At 67.7% G+C, this 21,347-nt stretch carries 20 protein-coding genes and 3 pseudogenes; 16 read left to right on the forward strand and 7 right to left on the reverse strand.

Annotated elements, in window-relative coordinates; all coding sequences use genetic code 11:
• The first annotated feature begins 345 nt into the window (after positions 1-345).
• Positions 346-654 (forward strand): hypothetical protein, encoded by a 309-nt coding sequence (locus OG978_RS43840; RefSeq protein ID WP_326770666.1) that lies wholly within the window; start codon positions 346-348, stop codon positions 652-654.
• A gap of 99 nt (positions 655-753) precedes the next feature.
• Here the strand turns inward: OG978_RS43840 and OG978_RS43845 are convergent.
• Positions 754-1,035: pseudogene (locus OG978_RS43845) on the reverse strand (transposase); the annotation flags it as partial.
• A gap of 164 nt (positions 1,036-1,199) precedes the next feature.
• Positions 1,200-1,625 (reverse strand): hypothetical protein, encoded by a 426-nt coding sequence (locus tag OG978_RS43850; protein WP_326770667.1) that lies wholly within the window; start codon positions 1,623-1,625, stop codon positions 1,200-1,202.
• 150 nt (positions 1,626-1,775) lie between these two features.
• Between OG978_RS43850 and OG978_RS43855 the strand changes: the two genes are divergently transcribed.
• The 3 genes from OG978_RS43855 to OG978_RS43865 are packed head-to-tail and all read left to right on the forward strand — an operon-like array spanning position 1,776 to position 4,133.
• Positions 1,776-2,411, forward strand: coding sequence for a DUF998 domain-containing protein (locus tag OG978_RS43855; protein WP_326770668.1), 636 nt, complete (start codon positions 1,776-1,778; stop codon positions 2,409-2,411).
• A 41-nt stretch (positions 2,412-2,452) separates the two neighbouring features.
• Entirely contained in the window at positions 2,453-2,824 is a 372-nt protein-coding gene (locus tag OG978_RS43860; protein ID WP_326770669.1) for a YciI family protein, read from the forward strand.
• A gap of 49 nt (positions 2,825-2,873) precedes the next feature.
• Complete coding sequence (locus tag OG978_RS43865) at positions 2,874-4,133, forward strand: RNA polymerase sigma factor (RefSeq protein WP_326770670.1); 1,260 nt, start codon at positions 2,874-2,876, stop codon at positions 4,131-4,133.
• Positions 4,134-4,276: 143 nt separating this feature from the next.
• Here the strand turns inward: OG978_RS43865 and OG978_RS43870 are convergent, their stop codons facing one another.
• From OG978_RS43870 to OG978_RS43880, 3 genes and pseudogenes are all read right to left on the reverse strand, one after another.
• Positions 4,277-4,837, reverse strand: coding sequence for a hypothetical protein (locus OG978_RS43870; protein WP_326771063.1), 561 nt, complete (start codon positions 4,835-4,837; stop codon positions 4,277-4,279).
• An 82-nt stretch (positions 4,838-4,919) separates the two neighbouring features.
• Positions 4,920-5,099 carry a hypothetical protein gene (locus OG978_RS43875; protein WP_326770671.1) on the reverse strand — a complete coding sequence of 60 codons (180 nt, stop codon included), beginning with the start codon at positions 5,097-5,099 and terminating at the stop codon, positions 4,920-4,922.
• A gap of 11 nt (positions 5,100-5,110) precedes the next feature.
• Positions 5,111-5,314, reverse strand: a pseudogene (locus OG978_RS43880) (DUF4265 domain-containing protein); the annotation flags it as partial.
• 90 nt (positions 5,315-5,404) lie between these two features.
• Here OG978_RS43880 and OG978_RS43885 point away from each other — a divergent pair.
• Positions 5,405-6,334 (forward strand): recombinase family protein, encoded by a 930-nt coding sequence (locus OG978_RS43885; RefSeq protein WP_326770672.1) that lies wholly within the window; start codon positions 5,405-5,407, stop codon positions 6,332-6,334.
• A gap of 142 nt (positions 6,335-6,476) precedes the next feature.
• Positions 6,477-6,621, forward strand: a pseudogene (locus tag OG978_RS48645) (IS5/IS1182 family transposase); the annotation flags it as partial.
• A 73-nt stretch (positions 6,622-6,694) separates the two neighbouring features.
• Here OG978_RS48645 and OG978_RS43890 read toward each other — a convergent pair.
• On the reverse strand, positions 6,695-8,608 hold the full coding sequence (locus OG978_RS43890; protein WP_326770673.1) for a LamG-like jellyroll fold domain-containing protein: 1,914 nt from the start codon (positions 8,606-8,608) through the stop codon (positions 6,695-6,697).
• 517 nt (positions 8,609-9,125) lie between these two features.
• On the opposite strand from OG978_RS43890, the gene hemA (OG978_RS43895) reads away from it, so the two are divergent.
• Positions 9,126-10,358, forward strand: a complete 1,233-nt coding sequence (hemA, locus tag OG978_RS43895) for a 5-aminolevulinate synthase (RefSeq protein WP_326771064.1) — start codon at positions 9,126-9,128, stop codon at positions 10,356-10,358.
• Positions 10,355-11,875 carry a long-chain-fatty-acid--CoA ligase gene (locus OG978_RS43900; protein WP_326770674.1) on the forward strand — a complete coding sequence of 507 codons (1,521 nt, stop codon included), beginning with the start codon at positions 10,355-10,357 and terminating at the stop codon, positions 11,873-11,875. Before hemA (OG978_RS43895) ends, OG978_RS43900 begins: the two co-directional genes overlap by 4 nt.
• A 209-nt stretch (positions 11,876-12,084) precedes the next feature.
• On the opposite strand, the gene OG978_RS43905 is transcribed toward OG978_RS43900, so the two are convergent.
• On the reverse strand, positions 12,085-13,641 hold the full coding sequence (locus tag OG978_RS43905) for an MFS transporter (RefSeq protein ID WP_326770675.1): 1,557 nt from the start codon (positions 13,639-13,641) through the stop codon (positions 12,085-12,087).
• Positions 13,642-13,923: 282 nt separating this feature from the next.
• Here OG978_RS43905 and OG978_RS43910 point away from each other — a divergent pair, with 282 nt between their 5' ends.
• From OG978_RS43910 to OG978_RS43945, 8 genes are all read left to right on the forward strand, one after another.
• Positions 13,924-15,489, forward strand: coding sequence for a class I adenylate-forming enzyme family protein (locus tag OG978_RS43910; protein WP_326770676.1), 1,566 nt, complete (start codon positions 13,924-13,926; stop codon positions 15,487-15,489).
• 53 nt (positions 15,490-15,542) lie between these two features.
• On the forward strand, positions 15,543-16,781 hold the full coding sequence (gene hemA / locus OG978_RS43915) for a 5-aminolevulinate synthase (protein WP_326770677.1): 1,239 nt from the start codon (positions 15,543-15,545) through the stop codon (positions 16,779-16,781).
• A gap of 239 nt (positions 16,782-17,020) precedes the next feature.
• Positions 17,021-17,761 carry a 3-oxoacyl-[acyl-carrier-protein] reductase gene (gene fabG, locus OG978_RS43920; protein ID WP_326770678.1) on the forward strand — a complete coding sequence of 247 codons (741 nt, stop codon included), beginning with the start codon at positions 17,021-17,023 and terminating at the stop codon, positions 17,759-17,761.
• A complete protein-coding gene (locus OG978_RS43925; RefSeq protein ID WP_326770679.1) occupies positions 17,761-18,174 on the forward strand; it encodes a 3-hydroxyacyl-ACP dehydratase FabZ family protein in 414 nt (137 codons plus the stop codon). Before fabG ends, OG978_RS43925 begins: the two co-directional genes overlap by 1 nt.
• A complete protein-coding gene (locus OG978_RS43930) occupies positions 18,171-18,647 on the forward strand; it encodes a 3-hydroxyacyl-ACP dehydratase FabZ family protein (RefSeq protein WP_326770680.1) in 477 nt (158 codons plus the stop codon). The genes OG978_RS43925 and OG978_RS43930 overlap by 4 nt, the downstream gene beginning before the upstream one ends.
• Before the next feature lie 102 nt (positions 18,648-18,749).
• A complete protein-coding gene (locus tag OG978_RS43935) occupies positions 18,750-19,010 on the forward strand; it encodes an acyl carrier protein (RefSeq protein WP_326770681.1) in 261 nt (86 codons plus the stop codon).
• 1 nt (position 19,011) lies between these two features.
• Entirely contained in the window at positions 19,012-20,220 is a 1,209-nt protein-coding gene (locus tag OG978_RS43940; RefSeq protein WP_326770682.1) for a beta-ketoacyl-[acyl-carrier-protein] synthase family protein, read from the forward strand.
• A gap of 5 nt (positions 20,221-20,225) precedes the next feature.
• On the forward strand, positions 20,226-21,347 hold the full coding sequence (locus OG978_RS43945) for a beta-ketoacyl synthase N-terminal-like domain-containing protein (protein WP_326770683.1): 1,122 nt from the start codon (positions 20,226-20,228) through the stop codon (positions 21,345-21,347).

The raw sequence follows: 21,347 nt of genomic DNA on the forward strand, positions 1-21,347 counted from the left end.
CGGGCACTACCCCGACAGCCGCGGACGACGAGGTCACGGTCGTCCACTTTGGGATGCTGCTCCAGCGCCCATGGCTACGGGACGTCGTCATCCCAGCACGCCACAACTGAGGTTCAAAGAACACCCACCACCCAGCCCGCCCCCGAGTGGCCAGGTCAGCAGCGCTCGCCCCATCTGGCGGGCCAACCGCGATGCTCAGCCAAGCCACCTCGGGCGCTACTAAAGGTCCTGTCCGGCGGATCATGTGGCTGCCGGGGTGGGGCGGGGGAGTTGGGGTTGACCTCAAGTCTGGTTGAGCTTCTAGGTTCGGGTGCGCCGATGTCGACGTACCTGAGGGGAACAGCCATGAGGACGCTGGTGCTGGGAAGGACGCCCGCTAGGGTGACGGAGGTGCTGGCCACGCTGCGCGCGGACGGTTTTGACGCGGAGGGAGTGAGCACCGACGAGGAGGCCCGGAAGCTGTTGGCGACCGAGGAGTTCGGGGTGCTGATCATTGGCGGGGGTGTGGAGCCGGACTCCCGCGCAGCGATCAAGGAGTTCGCGGCGGAGCACCGGGTGCGGCGGGTGATCGACGGCGCGCTGACGGAGCCGTTCGACACCTGTGTGCGGCGGGAGTTCGAGCCGCTGATCCGGGAGGCCGCCTCCAAGGGGTGACGGCCATGGTCCGGGCGTTGATCCGGGCGGACCCCCTCACCCGCACAGCACCAGCGCAGCTCCGACCGAACGACGCATTACGAGGTTCCGCCCGGTGGATCACGGGCGGAACCAAAGTCGGATCGCTGCGAGGGCGGCGGTGCCATGGAAGATGTAGGCCCTTTTGTTGTACCTCGTGGCCACGGCCCGGAAGTTCTTGAGCCGGCTGATCGTCCGCTCAACTTCGTTCCTGCGCTTATAGATCGTCTTATCGAATCCGGCGGGCCGCCCGCCGTCGCCGCCGCGACTCAGCCGGTGCCCTTCCTGGTCCGCCGGTATGGGGATTACGGCGCGGATTCCACGCCTGTGTAGGTGCTCACGGATCGCGCGGGAGGAGTACGCCTAATGGCCCAGCTACTCGGACTGAAGCCGCATCAGTGCATGGGGTGTTTCCCGAAGCTGGACGAGGTCCCGGACGCGGTCGTCGGCTTCACCCATTGCGAGGCGGCGATCCATCCGCGTCGGCGACGGCCAGGCTGCCTGGTCCAGTCTGCTGCGGGCCGAGTTCAGATCCTGGTCATGGTCGATGAATATCCGCCCCCTCCGGGGTAGACCCAGTCACCGGTCATCGTGGTGCCGTCGGCGCTGAAAGTGCCCTCGAAGAAGGCTGGGCTGCCCTTCGCCCCGGCCCAGATGGTGAGCTTGTCGCCGGTCAGTTCGTAGACGTAGTCGAAGGTGTTGCCCGTCGAGTCGTAGTACCGCGACATCACGTCCGAGCTGGTCGGCTCCCCGAACGGGCGCAGGTTCCCGATCAGCTCCAGGCCTCTGATCGGCTCGCCGAACTGGGTGAGTTCGACGTGCTGGCTCAGGAAGAACCGGCCGGGCATCCACTCGTACTGCACGGTTCCCTCAGCTCCGCCCGTCACTGCCCAGGTGCCGACCAGGCGATCCAGGGCCTTCAGTTCGGCGCTCGGCTGGTTGGTCTCAGACATCTCGTCCTCCTTGGTGGGTTCTCGTGGCTACCTCGAAGTCGCCGACCCGTTCTCGACACCCCTGAAATGCGATGTGGATCACATTTTGAAGGTGTCGAGATCGCGGACCCGGCCACGAGGTAGCCGCGAGAACCCGCCAAGGAGGAAGCCATGACAGCCACCATCGCCGTCCCCGTCGTCCGCCGCTCGGACCGCCTGCTGATCGCCGGAGCGCTCGCGGGGCCGGCTTTCTTCGCATCGGCCGTCATCCCGATGGCCACTCGCGAGGGATTCGACATCACCCGGCACCCGATCAGCCAGCTCGCCACCGGCGGTGCCGGCTGGATCCAGATCGTGACGTTCGTGCTCGCGGGCCTCGGCGCTCTCGCTCTGGCCGTCGGCATCAAGTGCACCCTCACCGAGGGAGTCGGGCGGCGAGCGCTGCCGATCCTCGTCGGGATCTTCGGCGCCGGGCTGATCGCCTCCGGCCTTTTCCCCATGGATCCGGAGAGCGGTTTCCCGGTCGGAACCCCGGACCAGCCGGTCGCCCGGATGTCCTGGCACAGCGTCGCGCACTCGGCCTCGGCGGTCGCCGCCTACAGTGCCCTGGCCATCGCCGCCATCGTGCTCACTGTGCGATGCATGCGCCACCGGGCCGTCCTCCCGGCCGTGCTGAACGGCGCCACCGTATTTGTACTGGTATTGCCCATGTCGCCGGACTACATGAGTATCCAGATCGCCGTGAACGGGCTGGTCGCCTTCACCTGGACGACCGTCCTCGCACTTTCCCTGCGCCGCACGCGCTGACCTGCCCTACGATCGCCAAGCATGATCGGAGAGGGGAACCCGTGAAGTACCTGCTGCTCGGATACACGTCAGCCGCCGGCTGGGACGCCGCGACCGCCGACGCCCCGACGGAGGAGGCGCTGGCCGCGTTCGCCACGTACCAGAAGTTCGAGAAGGAACTGCTCGACAGCGGCGAGCTGGTGACCACCGAGGGCCTGGGCCACCCAGCGGTCAGCATTACGGTGAACCGGACCCCGGACGGCGTGACGGCGACCGACGGACCGTTCGCCGAGCTCAAGGAGGTCCTGGCCAGCTTCGCCGTCATCGACGTGGCCGGCCAGGAACGAGCCGTGGACATCGCCTCGCGGATCGTAGAGGTGCTGGGCGAGCCCATCGAGATCCGGGCGATCATGGGAGAGGACTTCACGGCATGACCGGCCGTCCCCCACGAGGCCCGGCGCGGACAGCGCGCCACCCCGACCGGTGAACGACGGACCGGACACGACCACGGACGTCGAGCCCCTGCTCCGCGCCGAAGCGCCGCAGGTGCTCGGCGCGTTGGTACGGCGCTTCGGCCGCTTCGACATCGCCGAGGACGCGGTACAGGAGGCGCTGCTGGCAGCGAGCCGGACGTGGCCGGCCGAAGGTGTGCCGGAGAATCCGCGCAGCTGGCTGATCCGGATCGGCTACCGGCGGATGGTCGACCTGCTCCGCTCCGAGCAGGCACGGCGCCGACGTGAGCAGGAAGTCGGCATGGCCGAACTGGCCATGCAGGAACCGGCCCGCCAGGCGGGTCCTGCGCAGGAGACTGACGACGGTCTCACCCTGCTGCTGCTCTGCTGCCACCCCGTGCTGAGCACCGCCTCCCAGGTGGCTCTCACCCTGCGCGCGGTCGGCGGTCTGACGACCGCCGAAATCGCCCATGCCTATGGAACGACCGAAACCACGCTGGGGACGCGGATCAGCCGCGCCAAACAGCAGCTGGCCCGCTCCGGCGCCCGCTTCACCACGCCGACTGCCGCCGATCGGGACAGCCGCATGACCGCCGTCATGCGGGTGCTCTATTTGATCTTCAACGAGGGCTACACGGCCTCCGCCGGTGACGAACTCGCCCGCATCGACCTGACCGGAGAGGCGATCCGGCTGACCCGGATGCTAGGCACCGCGGTGCCGGAAGACACCGAGATGACCGGCCTGCTGGCGCTGATGCTGCTCACCGAATCGCGGCGTGCGGCCCGCATCGGCGACGACGGCGGGCTGGTGCCGCTGGACAAGCAGGACCGCACGCGCTGGAATCGCGATCTGATCCGCGAGGGGACCCAGCTGATCGACGGCGCCTGGAGTCGGCGCGAGACGGGCCCGTACCAGTTGCAGGCGGCGATCGCCGCCCTGCACGCGGCGGCCGCGACGCCGGAGCGGACGGACTGGCCGCAGATCGCGATGTTGTACCTATGGCTTGAACGGCTCACCCCAACCGCGCCGGTGCGGCTGAGCCGGGTGGTTGCGGTGGCCCAGGCTTACGGACCGGCCCGAGGGATGGCACTGCTCGACGATCTCAACCAGCGCCACGGACTGGATCAGGACCCTCTCACCCGGCAACGGGAACGCGCGGTGCGCGCCCACCTGCTGCAGATCACTGGCGACGCGGGCGGTGCGACGACGCTGTACCGCGAGGCGGCCGCCCTGACCGACAACCAGGTCGAGCGCCGCTACCTGCTCGACGAAGCCGACCGCCTCACCTGACCGTCTCAGCGAGCCCCGATCATCGGCTGCGGCTCGCTCGCCGTTGTTCGGCACTGAGCTGCTCCTCGGCATCGCTCATACGGCGGGGCGCGTCGTCATCGAGACTGCGGGGCACGAACTCCTCCTCTCCTCTTCCTATCGGGTCAGCGGGCGAAGGCTTCGGTGAGGCGCACGCTGTAGCCGTCCTCTTCCATCAGCACGACGGTGACGCCGAACGGGTCGGGATGGTTCAGCTCGATGGGGATGAAGGCGAAGTCCACCGCGGCCTGGATGGGCGGCACCAGCTCGCCGCCGGGCTGCGGCGCAGGTACTGGCCTCCAGTCGGGGGCGACCGACGCCCAGCCCTCGGGACTACGGGACAGGAGCTGCTCGTCGTAGGGGAACTGGTGCAGCACATGCCCGTTGCGGGTGGCGAGCACCATGTTCATGCACGGCGCCGGGCCGACGACGGGCAGCTCGCAGGCGGTGGCGACGTCGTGGGTCTCCCAGGCGAGGACGACCTCGTCCGCGCCGGCGGCCGCGGCGATGTTCGCGAGCTCCGCGATCCCGGCGAGCGCGTCCTCGCCGACCTTGATCGGGCGGACCCAGATCAGCCCGACCAGCTCGCCGCGGACCAGCGGCATGATGACCGGACGCGGCACGGTCCCCTCACCCAGCCCCGCGGTGTACGCGTCCTTCATCACGCCGACCAGTGCGTCCCACATCCGCGCTTCCACGGAAGCCCCTCCATCTGCCGATCCGATTACCCACCCTGCCACGGGGGTTGAGGTCGTGTCAGCGGGATGATCAGCCGGCCCCTGACCGCGTGCGTCGGGGAGGAGAAGCGCGGTCGCAGGCGGTGACCGCCTGCGGGGAGCCGGTGCCGCTGTGCTGCTCGTCCCACTCCTGGATGACCGTGCGCAGCATGGCGGCGTATTTGAGCGTGTGCCATCGAAGGTTGGTCGCGAGGACCTGAGATCTCGTCAAGGTCAGGCGTTCTACCACTCGTCAGTACCGCGGCCGACTTCGTAGTGCCACCAGCCTTCCTTCTGCCCTCGATCCAGAAGTGCCTTGATCCCGGCGAAGTCCGCGCCGGCCGGAGCGGTGAAGGCCACCATGGGGAAGTCCGCACTGAAGACCTCGCCTCCGAGCGCGAAGGCGGAGAAGCTCTGGTGCACCGCCTGAGGGCTGGGCCCCAACGGGCGACGGCTCGGATCCAATCAGATCCGATGGCTTCTGATGACAGGGTTTGATGACAGCAAGGTCGGTTCCCTCCTGCGAAAGAGGGCGTGATGGCCAACCTGGTCTACAAGCGGGTGTCGCCCGATCAGCAGTTGACCGACCGTCAGAATCTCGTCCTCGCCGAGGCCGGGATCGAGGACCCGATCCCGTTCGAGGAGGAGTCCGGTACCTCCAGCCGCCTCCACCCGCTCCAGCGCCCGAAGTTCGGCGAGCTCCTCACGTACGGGCGGCCGGGCGACACCGTGCACATCCCTGAGATGTTCCGCCTCGTGCGCGGTACCCAGCACATCCTCGACGTGCTCGACGTCCTGCACCGCGACCGTCTCGCCCTGCGCATCCACGACGGCGCGTTCTCCGCCATGGACCTCACCGCCCGCCACCCGCGCACCGGCGAGCTGCTGTCCACCGTGAAGTTCATGGTGCAGACCCTCGCCGCCGCCGGCGAACTCCAGCGCGACCTCCAGGGCGAGCTGACCTACGACGGACTGCGGGCCGCCGAGGCCAAGGGCAAAAAGGGCGGCCGATGCCCGGCGATCAAGGCCGACAAGACCAGCGACGTGCGCACCGCATACCTGGACGGCCGGTCCATCGCTGCCCTGGCCCGCGAGCACGGCGTCAGCCGGGGCGCCGTCCGCACGGCCGTCGGCGACCTCATGCCCGAACACGCCGCGGGCCACGAGGACACCCCGGCGCTGGAGCTGCCGGTCACCCTCGACATGCCGGGCAAGGTCGCCGACTTCCTCCGTGCCGCCGAACTGGACGACGCCGAGCGGGCCGCGCTCGACCACGGCGTGACCGTACGGCGCGTGCCAGGGCTACACCCTGCGCGTCAGTACCACGCCCGCAGTCCACCGCCAACTCCTCGACCGCTGCCAGCCCCTCGGCGGCACCCAGGGCGCCCGGCGATCCCGGCACAGCGCAAGGCCCGCCGCGAGTACGGGAACCACGTCAACGCCCTCACGGTCGGCACTCGACGCTGAGTGGACCCAAGCCCTGGCTCACCTCGGCGATAAGCCTTCGGCGAGACCGATCCTGCGCGGAGCCGTCCCAGGTCAGCGATAGCGCTGAAACCTACTGGCGGGTTGCTTGCTCCCTGGTGTCTGGGCTAGGACTCCGGGGCCGTGCCGGGTCATTCAGCGGTTGCGGCCGCTCCTGGCGATCGAGCCGACCACTCGCCCGGCCAACGCCGTGGAACGGCTGTGGATCGCGGACGGCACCCTGATCCCGGTGCGGGACCGGAAGGTCGGCGCGTCCGATCCGAGCCGCAGAGACACGTTCAAAAGCCGGGGTCAAGGTCCCATAATGACCGCTGGTCAGGTTGTCATCAACTGACCGCCCAGTCAGTGGGGCGGCGGAGTCGGGGCCGTCATGAAGTCCCGTACGCGCAGGGGGCGTTCGACGATCCGGATGTCGCCGAGCCAGCCGTGCATCAACTGGTCGAGCCTGCCCCCGTATTCATAGGCGCCGAGCAGCCAGGGCAGACCCGCGGTGGCGAGACCGGTGGTGCGGGTGGCGGGGTTGCGGGCGACGACGCAGCCGTCGACGTACATCGTCGTGTGTTTGCCGTCGTTGACGACCGCCACGTGCCACCACCGGTCGCGCGGCAGCTCATGGCTCCAGTTGGTGACGGCTCCCGGCTGGTTCAGCGGCGCCGCCGCCCACTGGAGCCCGGGGCCGTCCGACACGGAGAGGGTGGCGACGGGCTCGTCCAAGTCGCCGGACGTCTTGCCCGCGGCCCCGAGCGTGCCCCGTCGGCCGAGTACGGCGCTCCAGGCATTGCGTCCGGCGTCCCAGTCGGCGGGGAGACGGAGGAAGGCCTCGATGGTGTAACCGGATCTGAAGGTCTTGGTGTTGAGCGGTGCGTTGTTCTCCGTACGCAGATACGCGCCCCGCAGTGGCGGCTTCGAGCCGTCGAAGTAGAGGCTGCCGTGGCCGGGCTGGTCGGGGTGGTGGCCGGTGGACCAGCGCAGCGCATCGGGCGCGCTTCCGGGCACGGCTTCGCGCACCAGGTCGTTGCGGTGCCCGGACAGGTCGGGGACGCGCAGATCGGCGGCGGCGGAACCGTCCGGGTGCGTGGGCGAGTCGAAGCGCCAGTAGGCGACGGTGCCCGGTATCAGCAGTCGCTCCGCCGGGCGGGGGCCGCGCACCGGCACGGGCGCGAAGCCGGCGAACCGCTTCTCGAAGTCGATGGGGACGGCGAACCGGTCCTGCGGGCCGGTCAGCTCGATCTCGCCGCGTTCCAGTTCGTTGAGCCGCTCGCCCGCCCGGCCGAGGATCCACGGCGAGATCGTCTCCACGTCGATGGTGTTCCTGGCCAGGTCGAAGCGGTAGAGGCGGATCATCGCGCTGCCGCCGTAGTAGCGGTTCTGGTAGTTGGTGAGGTGCAGATGGACGTCGTTGCCCGCGGTGTTCTTGCGGGTGGTGCGCCCGGCGGGCCAGTAGTGGCCGTTGAGGGTGAGGAAGATCTGGTCGTGCCCGGCTATCAGCTCGTCCCACAGATGCTCTCCGTGGTCGGAGAATTCGGCCTCGTCGCCGTCCGCGTCGGCGTACACCAGCTCGTGGGTGGTGAGGACGACCGGCGTGTCCGGGTGCTTGGCGATGACGTTCCGGGCCCAGGTGAGGGACGCCGCCGACGGCCGCCAGTCGAGCGCCAGCACCAGCCACTCCCGCCCGGCGGCGCGGAACACGTGGTACGTGTTGTAGCCGTCCGGGGTCGCCCCGCCGAACGTGGGCAGCTGCCGCATGCGCCGCGGACCGAAGGTGTCCAGGTACGGGGTGCGGCCGCGCCCGTCGTCGGTGGACGACTTGATGTCGTGGTTGCCCGCGACGACGCTGTAGCCGACCTGCCGCCGGTCGAGCAGCTCGAAGGCCTCGCCGATCGCCTCGAATTCGTCGGCCCGGCCGCTCTCGGTGAGGTCGCCCAGATGGGACAGGAACACGATGTTCTCGTCGCGCCCGTGATCGAGGACGTAACGCAACGAGGCCTCGACCGGAGCCTTGTTGATGCTAGCCCCGTCGAAGAGGTACTGGGTGTCGGGCATGACGACGAGCGTGAACCGGGGGCTCTCCGGATCGGGTCGCCAACGGGACGTGGCGGCACCGGCGTTCTGCTGGGGGAGAGCCGCGGCGGGGGTGGCGGACACGAGCCCCGTGGCCGCGGCGGCGGCACCGGTGAGCGCGGCCGCCCGCAGGAACGTACGACGCCCGGCGTCGGGCAGGAGTGGTCCGTCGGGCTGGTGGAGGGGGCTGCACATGGGTGTCTCCGCGAGGACGATCGTCGGGGGTGATCGTCTGCAAGCTAGCCGCGGGACCGGGGAGGAATGGCCTGTAAGGGCGACATCCGGGCGAAGACTCCATGAATTGCCCGCTCCGGGGCCCGCGGTGGGGCCGCAACGCTTCACGATCCGGTCGGTTTCCGCGTTCGACTCCGACGTCACCTCCCCGACCAACAGGGTCTGGTCGGGGAGGAGTGCCCCGCCGCCCTTGGTGAGTTCAGGCTCCCTCCGGTACCTCGTGGCCGGGCCGGTGGCGGCCCTGATGGCTACCCCGATCGGGTAGCTGCTTCGATGCGACGCTTCACCTGTCCGAACGCGCTGTATCGGATCTGACGTGACGGCAAGAATGGAGTCCGATCCGTCGAAAAGATGGCATTCGCGAGAGTTCATCGTTGAGTCGCCGTCGCCGCCACACCCGGAAAATCGACTGATCCGGATGATTCGACTGACTTCGGCTGACGAATATTCCTCACCTCGGCTTGAGAGGACGAACGAAATGAATCTGCATCTGGAATCGTATTCCGATGTGGCCACTGATGCGGAGCTCTCGGAGTGCCGGCTCGAGAACATGGAAGTCGGGCGGCGATCCGGCCGGTTCCCGCAGGCCGATGCCCGGCTGGTCGGGATGGAGTCGCAGATCAAGGTCTGGTGCAGCAACGACTACCTCGGCATGGGGCAGAACTCCAAGGTCATCGCTGCCATGAAGACCGCGATCGACAACCACGGAGCGGGTTCCGGCGCTTCCCGCAACATCGGCGGGACCAGCCAGTACCACGTCCAGTTGGAGCGGGAACTCTCGGACCTCCATGGCAAGGAGGCCGCGATGATCTTCACGTCGGGGTATACGGCCAACGATGGAGCCCTCACCGTTCTGGCGAGCACGCCCAAGGACACCATCGTTTTCTCTGACGCGCGGAATCACGCATCGATCATCGACGGAATTCGGCACAGCGGATCGCAGAAGAAAATTTACCAACACAATGACGTCGCACACCTGGAAGAACTGCTGGCGGCCGCTCCCGCCGACCGTCCCAAGCTGATCGTGCTGGAATCCGTCCATTCGATGCTGGGCGATATCGCGCCGGTCCGCGAGATCGCCGATCTCGCGGACCGGTACGGTGCCACGACGTACCTCGACGAGGTGCACGCGGTCGGCATGTACGGTCCTCAGGGTGCCGGCATCGCCGCGCGCGAGGGCATCGCGGACCGGTTCACGATCGTGATGGGCACCCTGGGGAAGGGCTACGGCACGATCGGCGGATACGTCGCGGGACCGGCCACCGTCATCAATGCGGTCCGCAGGCTGTCGCGCCTGTTCGTGTTCACCACCTCGTTGCCGCCGGCGATCGTGGCCGGCGCGCTGGCGTCCGTCCGCCACTTGCGGACGTCCGAGGCCGAGCGCAAGACGCTGTCGGAGAACGCGCGGATGATGCACCGTCTGCTCGGTGAGGCCGACATCCCGTGCCTGTCGCCCGACTCGCACATCGTCTCCGCGATCGTAGGGGACTCCAAGGTCTGTCGGCAGGCGTCCGAACTGTTGCTCGACCGGCACGGGGTCTACGTCCAGTCGATCGCCGCTCCGGATGTGCCCGCCGGTGAGGAACTTCTCCGGATCACCCCGTCCGCGATCCACGAGCCGCAGGAGGTCGAGCAGCTTGCCGACATCCTGCGCGGTATCTGGCGAGAGCTGGGCATCGCCACGGCAAGCGATCGGAGCGGGCGTTCATGACCGGGTCGATGGCTTCCATCCTCGCCGATTCCGCTGCCCGCAGGCCCGCGCATCCGGCTGTGGTGTACGGCTCCGAGCAGTTCTCCTACGTGCAGTTGTGGGACCGGGCCCGCCGGTACGCCGCGACACTGAGAGAGCAGGGGGTCGGCCCCGGGGACAAGGTTTCGCTGCTGCTGGCGAGCTCTCCGGAGTACGCGGCCCTGTACTTCGCCGTACTGGCGCTCGGTGCCGTGGTCGTGCCGATCAACCCCCTCCTGAGGCCTGCGGAGATCGATCATGTGCTGAGGGACTCCGGATCGCGGGCCCTGGTGTTCGCTGGCGCCCTCTCCGCGGAGACCGCCCGCAGCGCGAAGGAGGCCGGGGCCTACCTGCTCACGGTCGGGGACACGCACCCCGAGGCGGTCCGTATCGGCGAAGCGGCCAAGCCCGTCGACACGTTCGTGGAGCGCGCGCCAGGGGACCTCGCCGCGATCCTGTACACGTCCGGCACCACCGGCAGGCCGAAGGGGGTGCTGCTGACGCACGGCAACCTCGTATCGAACATCCGGAGCGCGGCTGTGGCACCCTTCGCGTTCGATGGCGGCGACGTCCTCCTGTGCGCTCTCCCGCTGTCGCACAGCTTCGGCCAGATCTGCTGCATGGCGGTCAGCTTCCACGTCGGCGCGACCATGGTCGTGATGCCGCGCTTCGTGGCGGGCGAGGCCCTGCGGCTGATGCGTGTGCACGGGTGCACGGTCTTCATGGGCGTCCCGACCATGTATTACACGCTGCTCGATGAGGTCGCGAACGGCGCGGAGAGCCCACGGCTCTCCCGGGTGTACAGCGGCGGGGCCGCTCTTCCGGTGCCCGTGCTGGAGCGGGTTCGGACGATGTTCGGTTGCGAGGTCTACGAGGGCTACGGGCTGTCGGAGACGTCCCCGGTGGTCGCGTACAACATGCCAGGCATTCCCTGCAAGCCGGGCACGGTGGGCCTGCCCATCGAAGGCGTGGAAGTGGGCATCGCCGACGCCGAGGTGGAAGGCCGCATCAAGTTCGTGCGGCAGGGCGAGGTCGGTGAAGTCGTCGTGCGCGGGCCCAATGTGATGGCCGGATACCTCAACCGCCCGAAGGAGACCGCGGAGGTTCTGGTCGACGGCTGGTTCCGCACCGGTGACCTGGGCATGCAGGACGCGGACGGATATCTGTCGATCGTCGACCGCAAGAAAGACATGATCATCCGCAGCGGCTACAGCGTCTATCCGCGCGAGGTGGAGGAGACGCTGCTGGGCCACCCGGCCGTGGCCGGCGTCTCGGTGGTCGGGGTGCCGAGCGAGAAGTTCGGGGAAGAGGTGTGCGCCGTTGTCGTGGTCGGCGCCGACTACACCCCGGGCGACGACCTCGCGAGCGACATCATGGCCTGGAGCAGGAAGCGGATGGCAGCCTACAAGTACCCGCGCCGCGTCGAGTTCGTCGAGACCTTCCCGCAGGGGGCCAGCGGGAAGATCCTCAAGCGCGAACTCGCCAGCCGCTACGCGTGACGTGAGCCGAGGCACCACCCGTCGACGCCAGGGGTGCCTTGTCGCCCAGGTCGGGGAGCGGGTCCGGCAACCGGCGTCGGCGCCACTCCCCGATGAACGCCGTCGATGCGGGAAGGTGATGCGGAGAACGGGCCGGACCCGCGGCCCTGCCCCACTTCCGGCGGTTCGGTGCCGGGGCGTCGAGGCGGCGGTCCGCCTCGACGCTCGGGTCAGAGGCTGGACTTCACAGGGGTGTCCTGGGGCACCGGTTCCACGGGCTGCCGGTCCGGACGCAGTGCGATCGCCAGCAGGAGCGCGCCGCACAGGGCGATCAGCATGGTTCCGGCGGCGCTGACGTGCATGGCTTCGATGAACGCGTCGTTGGCGACGCGCACCAGGTCGGGTTGGTGGATCGTGGCTGCGGCGTGCCGGGCCTGCTCGGCGGAGATCTGCGCCTGGGCCCGCACTTGCTCGGGATACCCGCTCAGCGAGCCGTCGACCGCGTACCGGTAGGCGAGCGACATGATCGTGCCGCCCACCGCGATCCCCAGCAGACTGCCGCTCTGGCGCACGGTGCTGAGGACGGCCGATCCGGCGCCGGCCCGCTCCAGCGGCAGGGTACTCATGAGCCCCCCCGTCACTGGGCCGATCACCATGCCGATCGACAGCCCTTGGATCAGGTAGGCGATCTCGTTGATGACCAGCGGGGTGTGCAGCCCGAAGAACATGTTGCAGCCCATGGCCAGCCCCGCTGTGGTCAGCGCCGTCGCAGTGACCGCGCGGAGCGTCCAGCGGCGGGCCAGCTGGACGCCGAGCGGCGCTCCCACGATCGCCCCGAGCGCGGTCGGGGCGAACGCCAGGCCCGCCTGCAGCGCGGAGAAGCTGCGTGCGCCCTGCAGGTAGAAGGCGCCGTAGAAGCTGGCGGCGGTCATGGCGAACATCAGCAAGCCGAGCGCCACGTTGCCGAGGCCGAACATGCGCTGGGCGAGCAGCCGGGGGTCGAAGCTGGGCTGACGGTGGCGCAGTTCGACGAGTGTGAAGGCGGCCAGGAGGGCCACTCCGACCGTGATCGAGCCCCAGACCGACACCGAGCTCCAGGAGGCCACCTGCCCCGCGTGGATCAGCCCGTAGGCCAGGAAGGCGAGCCCGCTGATCGACAGCAGCAGCCCGGCCGGGTCCAGCGGACGCGGGGTGGGGCTGCGGAAGTTTGGGACCAGCGTGGCGATCCCGATCAGTGACAGCACCGCGATCGGGATGTTGACCAGGAAGATCGAGCCCCACCAGAAGCGGCCGAGGAGGACGCCGGCCAGCAGCGGGCCCGCGGCGATTCCGACGCCGGCCGACGTCGAGGAGATGCCGATAGCGGTCGCCCGGGCGGGCCCGCTGAAGGCCCACATGAGGACAGCCATCTGCGCGGGCATGATCAGCGCGCTCCCCAGACCCATCGCGGCCCGAGCCGCGATCAGTTGGTTCGCGTCGCCCGCGTATGCCGCCCACACCGAGGCGCCGGCGAAGACCGCCATCCCTGTGGCCAGCACGGTCCGGTGGCCGAAGCGGTCACCCAGGGCGCCGGAGGTGAACATCAAGGTGGCGAAGACCAGGGTGTACGAGCCGGTGGCCCACTGCAGCTGGCTGGGGCTGGCGCCCAAGCCGCGGACCGGGTCGGAGAGGGTCTCGAAGGCGGTGGTGAGGATGGTGTTGTCCAGCCAGATCAGCAGCGAGGACAGCAGGAGCACGGCGAGGATCAACTGCTGCCGGGACTTCGGCAGAGTTGGAGACGTCGTCATGGGAGACCTTCAGTGAGATCGACAGGAACCTGACGAACTGATTGTGTGCGATCGTCAAGAAACCTGTCAATCTCGGGGTCCGTCGCACATCCACCGGACCGGCGGCGGCTCCCTGTTCCGGCCAGGGGTACCCGGGCGGCTACACCGGTCGGGCGGTCGTTTCGATGCGCCGGTCCAGCCGGTCGAACGTTCTTTCCTGCGCATCCGGTGAACCGGCAGGATCGGGCTGCACCCGGGCCGGCAGATCGCAATCCACCGGGGTATATACCGAGAGGCAGGGCCATGACCCCACAGGACCAATGGTGGCGCGAAAGCGACAGCTACGTTTCAGATATTCTTTCGGCTTTTGCGGCGGCACCGGATCGTCCTGCCCTTTTCTGGCGCGGCCGAGTGTTTTCCGGCAGTGAGCTGATCCGGTCCACCGCCGAGATATTCTGCGCGCTGCGCGACCGCGGCGTGGGCAGAGAAGATGTCGTAGCGATTCTGGTCGCTCCCAACAGTCCCGAGATGCTCACCGCGCGGTATGCCGCGCACCTGCTCGGCGGCACTATCTGTTACCTGCGGTCCACCAATCCGGGGACCAGCTCGACGATCCTCCCGCTTGACCACCAGATCCAGATCCTGCGCGACACCGCGGCCGCGACGGTATACGCGGATGCCGAGAACACGCAGCGCGCACTCGAACTCTCCGAGGCCGCCGGCGGACTTCGAGTGACCCGGATCGGCGGCACCGGCTACGACGCGGCGGGCCGAGCCGACACCCCGCGGGCCGCGCCGTGGGATCCGGGCGCCGTGGCAGTGATCGGGTTCACCAGCGGGAGCACCGGGCGGCCCAAGGGCATCCGGCTCTCCGCCCGGGTCTGGAACGGAGCGGTCCGCGGTATGGCGGCGGCCGATCGCGCGGCTGAGGACGTGAAGCTGCTGGTGACGACTCCGCTGAGCCACACCGTCGGCACCATGGCCGACGCGGCCCTGGCCCTGGGCGGAGAGGTCCACCTCCACGAGCACTTCGACGCGGGGGAGTTCACCAAGACAGTCGAGGAGTCGGCGATCTCGTGGACCTTCATGGCGACGGTCCAGCTATTCCGGCTGCTCGACCACCTGGAGGAACTCGGGGCGCACGACCTGGAATCCGCCGGCCTGTCCTCGCTGAATCGGCTGATCTACAGCGGCAGTGCGGCGGCGCCCGCCAGGATCGCACAGGCAGTCCGCATCCTCGGCCTCATCATGGTGCAGGCCTACGGCACCTCGGAGACCGGCCGTATCACGTCGCTCAAGCGCGAGGAGCACCTCGACCCGTGGCTGTCGACCACTGTCGGCCGCCCTTTCCCCGAGGTCGAGGTCGTCGTTGGCGAACTGGTCTCGGGAGCGCCGGTGCCCACCGGGGAGGCGGGCCAGGTCCGCGTCCGCTCACCGCACCTGATGGACGGCTACACCGGTGATCCGGAACTGACCGCGAAGGTGCTCCGGGAGGGCTGGTACTACACCGGCGACATTGGCTATTGCGACGAGAAGGGCTATCTGCACCTGCTGGGCCGGGTGGCCGAAGTGATCAAGGTCAACGGGGTCAAGGTCCACCCGACGGTGGTCGAGAGAGAAATCCTCTCCCTGCCGGGAATCCGACATGCCGCCGTCTACAGCGTGCCGGACCGGAACGGTTCCGAGCACATTCACGCCGCGCTGGTCTGTGACCCCGCGGCGGAGGTCGAGACGGAGAGCATTCGTGCCCACATCGCCGAATCGCTGTCGGTGCTGCACGCGCCGGAGAGGATAACCATTCTCAGTGCGCTGCCGCTGAACGAAAACGGAAAGCCCGACAAGCTGCGCCTGCGGTTGCTCGATATCTGATCCGGAGAATTCGACGTCCGGAACCACAAAATTCGACAGAGAAGGCGAACGGAATGAATCCTCACCTGGAGTCGTATTCCGACGGCCCCATCGCCGAGCGGGTCGCTACCCACCGGCGCGATTTCCTGGAGATCGCCCGCCACTCCGGCAAGTTCCCCACCGCCACCGCGCGGCGGGACGGAGTAAGCCTCCAGATCAGTGCCTGGTGCAGCAACGACTACCTCGGCATGGGCGAGAACCCCCGGGTCATCGAAGCGATGACGAGCGCGATCCAGGCCCATGGCGTAGGTTCCGGCGGTTCCCGCAACATCAGCGGAACCAATCAGTACCACGTCCAGCTGGAGCGGGAGCTCGCGGAGCTGCACGGCAAGGAGGCCGCACTCCTCTTCACCTCCGGCTTCACCGCCAACGACGGAGCCCTCACCGTGCTGGCCGGGCTACCGAAGGACACCGTCGTGTTCTCCGACGCGGAGAACCACGCATCGATCATCGACGGCCTGCGGCACAGCGGCGCACAGAAGCACGTCTTCCGGCACAACGACGTCGCCCACTTGGAAGAACTGCTCGCGGCCACTCCCGCGGACCGTCCGAAGCTGATCGTCCTGGAGTCGGTCTACTCGATGTCCGGCGACATCGCACCGCTGGCCGCGATGGCCGAGGTCGCGAACCGCTACAACGCCACGACGTACCTCGACGAGGTGCACGCGGTCGGCATGTACGGCCCCGAAGGTGCGGGCATCGCCGCCCGGGAGGGCATCGCCGACCAGTTCACGGTCGTCATGGGCACCCTGGCCAAGGGCTTTGGCACGGTCGGCGGCTACATCGCCGGACCGGCGGCCCTCATCGAGGCTGTCCGTACGCTCTCGCGCGGCTTCATCTTCACCACCTCGCTGCCGCCGGCGATCGCGGCCGGGTCGTTGGTCTCGGTCCGCCACCTACGGAACTCCGAGGCCGAACGGCAGGCACTGGCCGAGAACGCGCGGCTGCTGCACCGTCTGCTCGACGAGGCGGACATCCCGTTCATATCCGCGGACTCACACATCGTGAGCGCCTTCATCGGGGACGACCAGGCCTGCAAGCAGGTGTCCAGGCTGCTGTTCGAGCGGCACGGGATGTATGTGCAGCCCATCAACGCCCCCAGCGTGCCGGTCGGTCAGGAGATCCTGCGAATCGCTCCGTCCGCGGTGCACACTCGCTCCGACGTAGAGGACTTCGCCGAGGCGCTCCGCGACGTCTGGAAGGAGCTGGGCATCCCGTCGGTGAGTGACCGGCGGCTGGCCCTGCAGAGCTGAGACAGGCCCTTATTCCCCTGCCTCGTGCGCCCGAAACACCTGTGCCGGAGCGCACGAGGCCGCCACGCGTCCGCCTCCGACCGGGCCCCCGGCGCGCCGTTGCAGGCCGCGGGCAGATGGCCACGGGGCGGAACGACCGGGGTCGACAGGTTTTTTGGCACGTACCTGCCACTGATCGGGAGAGCCGTCCGGGCGGCCATAGCATCGACTGCGAAAGGCAATTCAAGGGGGCGAAGATAATGGGCGAGCGAGGGTCCGCAGTTGTCACCGGCGGCTCCCGGGGAATCGGTCGGGCGGTCGCCATCCAATTGGCGGCGGACGGATATGATATTGCGTTCTGCTATCGCTTCGGCGGTGACGCGGCCGTGCAGACCGAGAAAGAAATTCGTGATCTGGGCGTGGAGTGCTATCACGCGCCCTGCGATGTGGTTGACCTCGATTCGGTGCAGGCGTTCCTCAAGACCGCCGAGGAGAAGCTCGGCGACATCGCCGTGCTGGTCAACTCTGCCGGTATTGTCAAGGACAATCCCATGGTCCTGATGCCGGCTGCGGACTGGCATGCGGTCATCGACACCAATCTCTCCGGCACCTACAACTTCTGTCGCAGCGCGGTTTTCGGATTTATGAAACGCAAGAGCGGCACCATCGTGAACATCTCGTCGGTCGCCGGCGTGTTCGGAAACCCGACCCAGGCCAACTACTCGGCGGCGAAGTCGGGTATCCACGGCATGAGCAAGGCGCTCGCCAAGGAAGTCGCTAAATACGGCATCCGCGTCAATGTGGTGGCGCCCGGATTCATCGAGACGGACATGACCTCAGGGCTCGCCGAGAAGGCCAGGAAAGCTGCACTCGGGATGATTCCGATGAATCGGATCGGCGACCCGAAAGACGTCTCCGACCTGGTGTCCTTCCTCGTTTCGAAGCGCGCCTCATACATCACCGGACAGGTCATCCAGGTCGATGGCGGAATCGCCTTCTGATGCCGGAAATACGCAGGTTTTCCGCACCTCTGGACGCGGTCGACGACGTCATTCAGGTCAGCGAATCCGGGATCACGGCGACAAAAATGGTCCACGCCGGGGAACCGTATCTCGAAGGGCATTACCCGGACTTCACGATCTATCCCGGCGTGTTCATCATGGAATCGGTGAACCAGGCGGTCGACGCATACGTGGCACGCGCGTTCGGCGCCGACCGGATCGCGGATCTGGTCACTGTCACGTCCGCGCGCTTCACCTCACCCGTCCTGCCGGGGGACACGCTGCAGGTGTCCTGCGAGCTCGTCGTCCAGGGTGACGAACTGGTCGTGGACGCGAACTGCCGTACCGCCGCCGGTGCCGCCGCGGCGCGATTGAAACTGATGTACCGGATTGCGGGCGGAGGCACCCGGTGATCGACCACGCCGGAATTCGGAATGTCATCCCGCACCGTCACCCGATTCTCCTCGTCGATGCGGTCCTGGAGCTGTATCCATTCGACCGTATCGTCACCGTAAAAGCAGTTTCCGGCAGCGAGCCATGCTATGCGAATATGGCCGAAGGTCTCGGTTCGAGTGCTTTCGCTTATCCGAAGTCGCTGCTCATAGAATCTTTCGGCCAGAGTGGTGCCGTGCTCTGGCTGGAAAGCGTCAAAAGTCGTGGTGAGTCCCTGAACGGAACGCTCATATTTGCCGCGGCCAGGAATGTCGAATTTCATTCGCCGGTCCATCCGGGCGACACCGTCCGGCACACCTTGAAGATTGACCAACTGGTAGGCGGCAACGCATTCCTGTCCGGCCAGAGTTTCGTCGGTGACGAGCTCGTCATGACCGTCGGCGAGGCCATCGCGGTCGTGCGCCCGAATGAGGGGATCACCCGCCGGACATGACGTCCCACGGGCGGAATCCCATCGAGTCGAAGCCCATTATCCGGCTCGGAGATTCAGCAGGGCATTCAGTAGCGAACAGACATCCCAGAAAGTTGTGACGCAATGACGACTGCAATCAACCAGCAGCTGATGGATGAACTTCGCGAGATGATCGCAGAGGTTCTCGAGGAGGAACTGGAGAAGATCACCGAGACCAGCCTCTTCATCGACGCCCACGAGGCCGACTCGCTCCAGGCGATCGAGATCCTGGCCCGCATTGAGAAGAAGTACAAGATCTCGCTGCCGCAGGAATGCCTTGCCGACATGGTGAACCTGCGGGCCGTGTACAACACCCTGGTCGAGCACTCCGACGGGAATTTCTGACATGACCCGCCGAGTGGTAATCACCGGCCTCGGACCTCTGTCAACCATCGGTGTCGGTCCGGACGCATTCGCAGCCGGTTTACGCGCCGGCAAAAGCAACAGCGGGCCCATCCGCAGCTTCGACGCCTCCGGATTCCCTCACAACATCGCGAACGAACTGGGCGACGTTCACCCCTCGGACTACGTCACGAACATCGACCCGGAGGCCTGGGGGCCGGCCAGCCTCGCCGCGGCCGCCGTGGCGAGGCTCGCGGCCGACGACGCCGGCCTCGACCGCGCCGAGCTGCGGCGCGGTCGGGCCGGGTCCGTCTTCGGCACGACCGGAGGCGAGACCCGCCTCCACGAGGACGCGTACAGGAAGTGGCTGGATGAAGGGCCCGCTGCCGAGTTCGGCGACCTCGTGCAGAAGATCCCCGCCTACCGGCTCGCTGTCGCGGCCAACCGCGAACTCGGCATCGACGGCGAGGCGGTGACGCTCGCGACCGCGTGCTCGGCGAGCAACTACGCGATCGGCTACGCCTACGACGCGATCGCGGGCGGTGACAGCGACTACATGATCGCCGGCGGTTCGGAGGCCATGTGCGCGTTCGCCGTGGCCGGCTTCTACCGGCTCGGCGCTCTCGCGAAGGACGTGTGCACGCCCTTCGACGCGAACCGCAAGGGCATCCTCATCGGTGAGGGCAGCTCCGCGCTGCTGCTTGAGTCACTGGACTCGGCGCTCGCCCGAGACGCCAGGATCTACGCCGAAGTGCTCGGCTACGGGCTCAACTGCGATGCCAACCACATGGTTTCCCCGCTGGCCACGTCGATCGCCGAATGCACCCGCCGGGCCCACAAGAACGCGGGGGTGAAGCAGGAGGAGATCGACTACATCTGTGCCCACGGCACCGGTACGCCGTCGAATGACTCCGCCGAGATCGCCGCCATGCGCGAGGTCTTCGGCGACGGACTCCCTCCGATGAGCTCGATCAAGTCGATGCTCGGCCACTCGATGGGTGCGGCAAGCGGCTTCGGAGCGATCGCGTCCTGCCTGGCGATCCAGGACGGCTTCATCCCGCCGACCATCAACCTGAACACGCTCGACCCGAACTTCGCGGGGGTCGACGTGGTGCCCAATGTCTCGCGGGACGCCGACGTACGGATCGTGCAGAACAACGGGTTCGCCTTCGGTGGCAACAACGCCATCACGATCTTCGGGAGGTACGAGTGAGCGTCATGGCTGTGACCGGTTGGGGGGTGCTGTCCGCCATCGGTACTGGTGCGGAGGAGTTCTCCGAGAACTGGGGCCAACGCCTCAGCGGCCGCAAGGACGTGACGGAGATGTTCGAGCAGAAGCTCCCGTCCGAAACCGCTTGTGCCATCCCCGACTTCAACGCCAAAGCACACCTGAGCCGGAAGGGGAGCAGCTTCTTCGACCGCTCGACGGCGCTGTCCGTGGTCACCTGCAAGCTCGCCCTCGAAGACGCCGGCCTGGTCCATGACCCGGCGGACGAGAAGACGGACCGAGACATCGGGCTGGTGCTCGGCCTGAGCAGCGGTGGGCCCCAGGCGATGTCGGACTTCATCCACGAGATGTACACCAGTGAGAAGCCCTACCTCGTCAACCCGGTGCTGTTCCCGTACGCGGTGATGAACGGCGCGGCGAGTGCCACGGCGATCTGGCACCACCTCAAGGGTGTCAACGCCACGGTGTCCGGTGGGCAGATGGCCTTCCTTACCGCGCTGCGCTACGCCCGTAACAAGGTACGCAACGGCTATGTGAACGCCGCGGTGACCGGTGTGGTGGAGGAGTTCTCTCCGACCCGGGCCTGGGCATCGCACCAGGCCCGGGCCGGAGAGGAGGCGCGTGTCGACCTCGGCGAGGGCGGCGCCTTCTTCGTGCTGGAGGACGCCCAGACCGTACGGACGGCCGGCCGTGACCTCGACGCGGAGATCCTGGCGGTCGAGTGCGGCCTTTACGGAGAGCCCGGCGACGAGGACGACCCGACCGTCGGCATGACACAGTGCATCGTCCGGGCACTCGAATCCGCCGGTGTCGCGCCGGGCGACGTCTGGGCGGTCGCACCGTCGCTCTCCGGTTCGCCCAAGCGCGACCGGATCGAACGGGCGGCCATCACCGCCGCGCTGGGCACCGACACACCGGACCTCCTGCCGGTCAAGGAACTGGTCGGAGAGACCTACTCCGCAGCAGGCGGACTGCAGCTGGCCGCGCTGCTCGCGGAGCACCGCAAGAGCCCCGAGCGCGACGGCGAGGTCTCCCTGGTCACGTCGCTCACCTCCGAGGGGATGGCCGGCGTGGCCGTGATCCGGGGGTGGAGCCGTGCGACGAGCGCATAG

This window comes from Streptomyces sp. NBC_01591 (assembly GCF_035918155.1).
In the GTDB taxonomy this organism is placed as follows: Bacteria; Actinomycetota; Actinomycetes; order Streptomycetales; family Streptomycetaceae; genus Streptomyces.

Coding starts and splice junctions, on each gene's coding strand:
- OG978_RS43840 (WP_326770666.1), top strand. CDS start 346: ATGAGGACGCTGGTGCTGGGAAGGACGCCCGCTAGGGTGACGGAGGTG.
- OG978_RS43850 (WP_326770667.1), bottom strand. CDS start 1,625: ATGTCTGAGACCAACCAGCCGAGCGCCGAACTGAAGGCCCTGGATCGC.
- OG978_RS43855 (WP_326770668.1), top strand. CDS start 1,776: ATGACAGCCACCATCGCCGTCCCCGTCGTCCGCCGCTCGGACCGCCTG.
- OG978_RS43870 (WP_326771063.1), bottom strand. CDS start 4,837: ATGTGGGACGCACTGGTCGGCGTGATGAAGGACGCGTACACCGCGGGG.
- OG978_RS43885 (WP_326770672.1), top strand. CDS start 5,405: ATGGCCAACCTGGTCTACAAGCGGGTGTCGCCCGATCAGCAGTTGACC.
- OG978_RS43890 (WP_326770673.1), bottom strand. CDS start 8,608: ATGTGCAGCCCCCTCCACCAGCCCGACGGACCACTCCTGCCCGACGCC.
- hemA (WP_326771064.1), top strand. CDS start 9,126: ATGAATCTGCATCTGGAATCGTATTCCGATGTGGCCACTGATGCGGAG.
- OG978_RS43900 (WP_326770674.1), top strand. CDS start 10,355: ATGACCGGGTCGATGGCTTCCATCCTCGCCGATTCCGCTGCCCGCAGG.
- OG978_RS43905 (WP_326770675.1), bottom strand. CDS start 13,641: ATGACGACGTCTCCAACTCTGCCGAAGTCCCGGCAGCAGTTGATCCTC.
- OG978_RS43910 (WP_326770676.1), top strand. CDS start 13,924: ATGACCCCACAGGACCAATGGTGGCGCGAAAGCGACAGCTACGTTTCA.
- hemA (WP_326770677.1), top strand. CDS start 15,543: ATGAATCCTCACCTGGAGTCGTATTCCGACGGCCCCATCGCCGAGCGG.
- fabG (WP_326770678.1), top strand. CDS start 17,021: ATGGGCGAGCGAGGGTCCGCAGTTGTCACCGGCGGCTCCCGGGGAATC.
- OG978_RS43925 (WP_326770679.1), top strand. CDS start 17,761: ATGCCGGAAATACGCAGGTTTTCCGCACCTCTGGACGCGGTCGACGAC.
- OG978_RS43935 (WP_326770681.1), top strand. CDS start 18,750: ATGACGACTGCAATCAACCAGCAGCTGATGGATGAACTTCGCGAGATG.
- OG978_RS43940 (WP_326770682.1), top strand. CDS start 19,012: ATGACCCGCCGAGTGGTAATCACCGGCCTCGGACCTCTGTCAACCATC.
- OG978_RS43945 (WP_326770683.1), top strand. CDS start 20,226: ATGGCTGTGACCGGTTGGGGGGTGCTGTCCGCCATCGGTACTGGTGCG.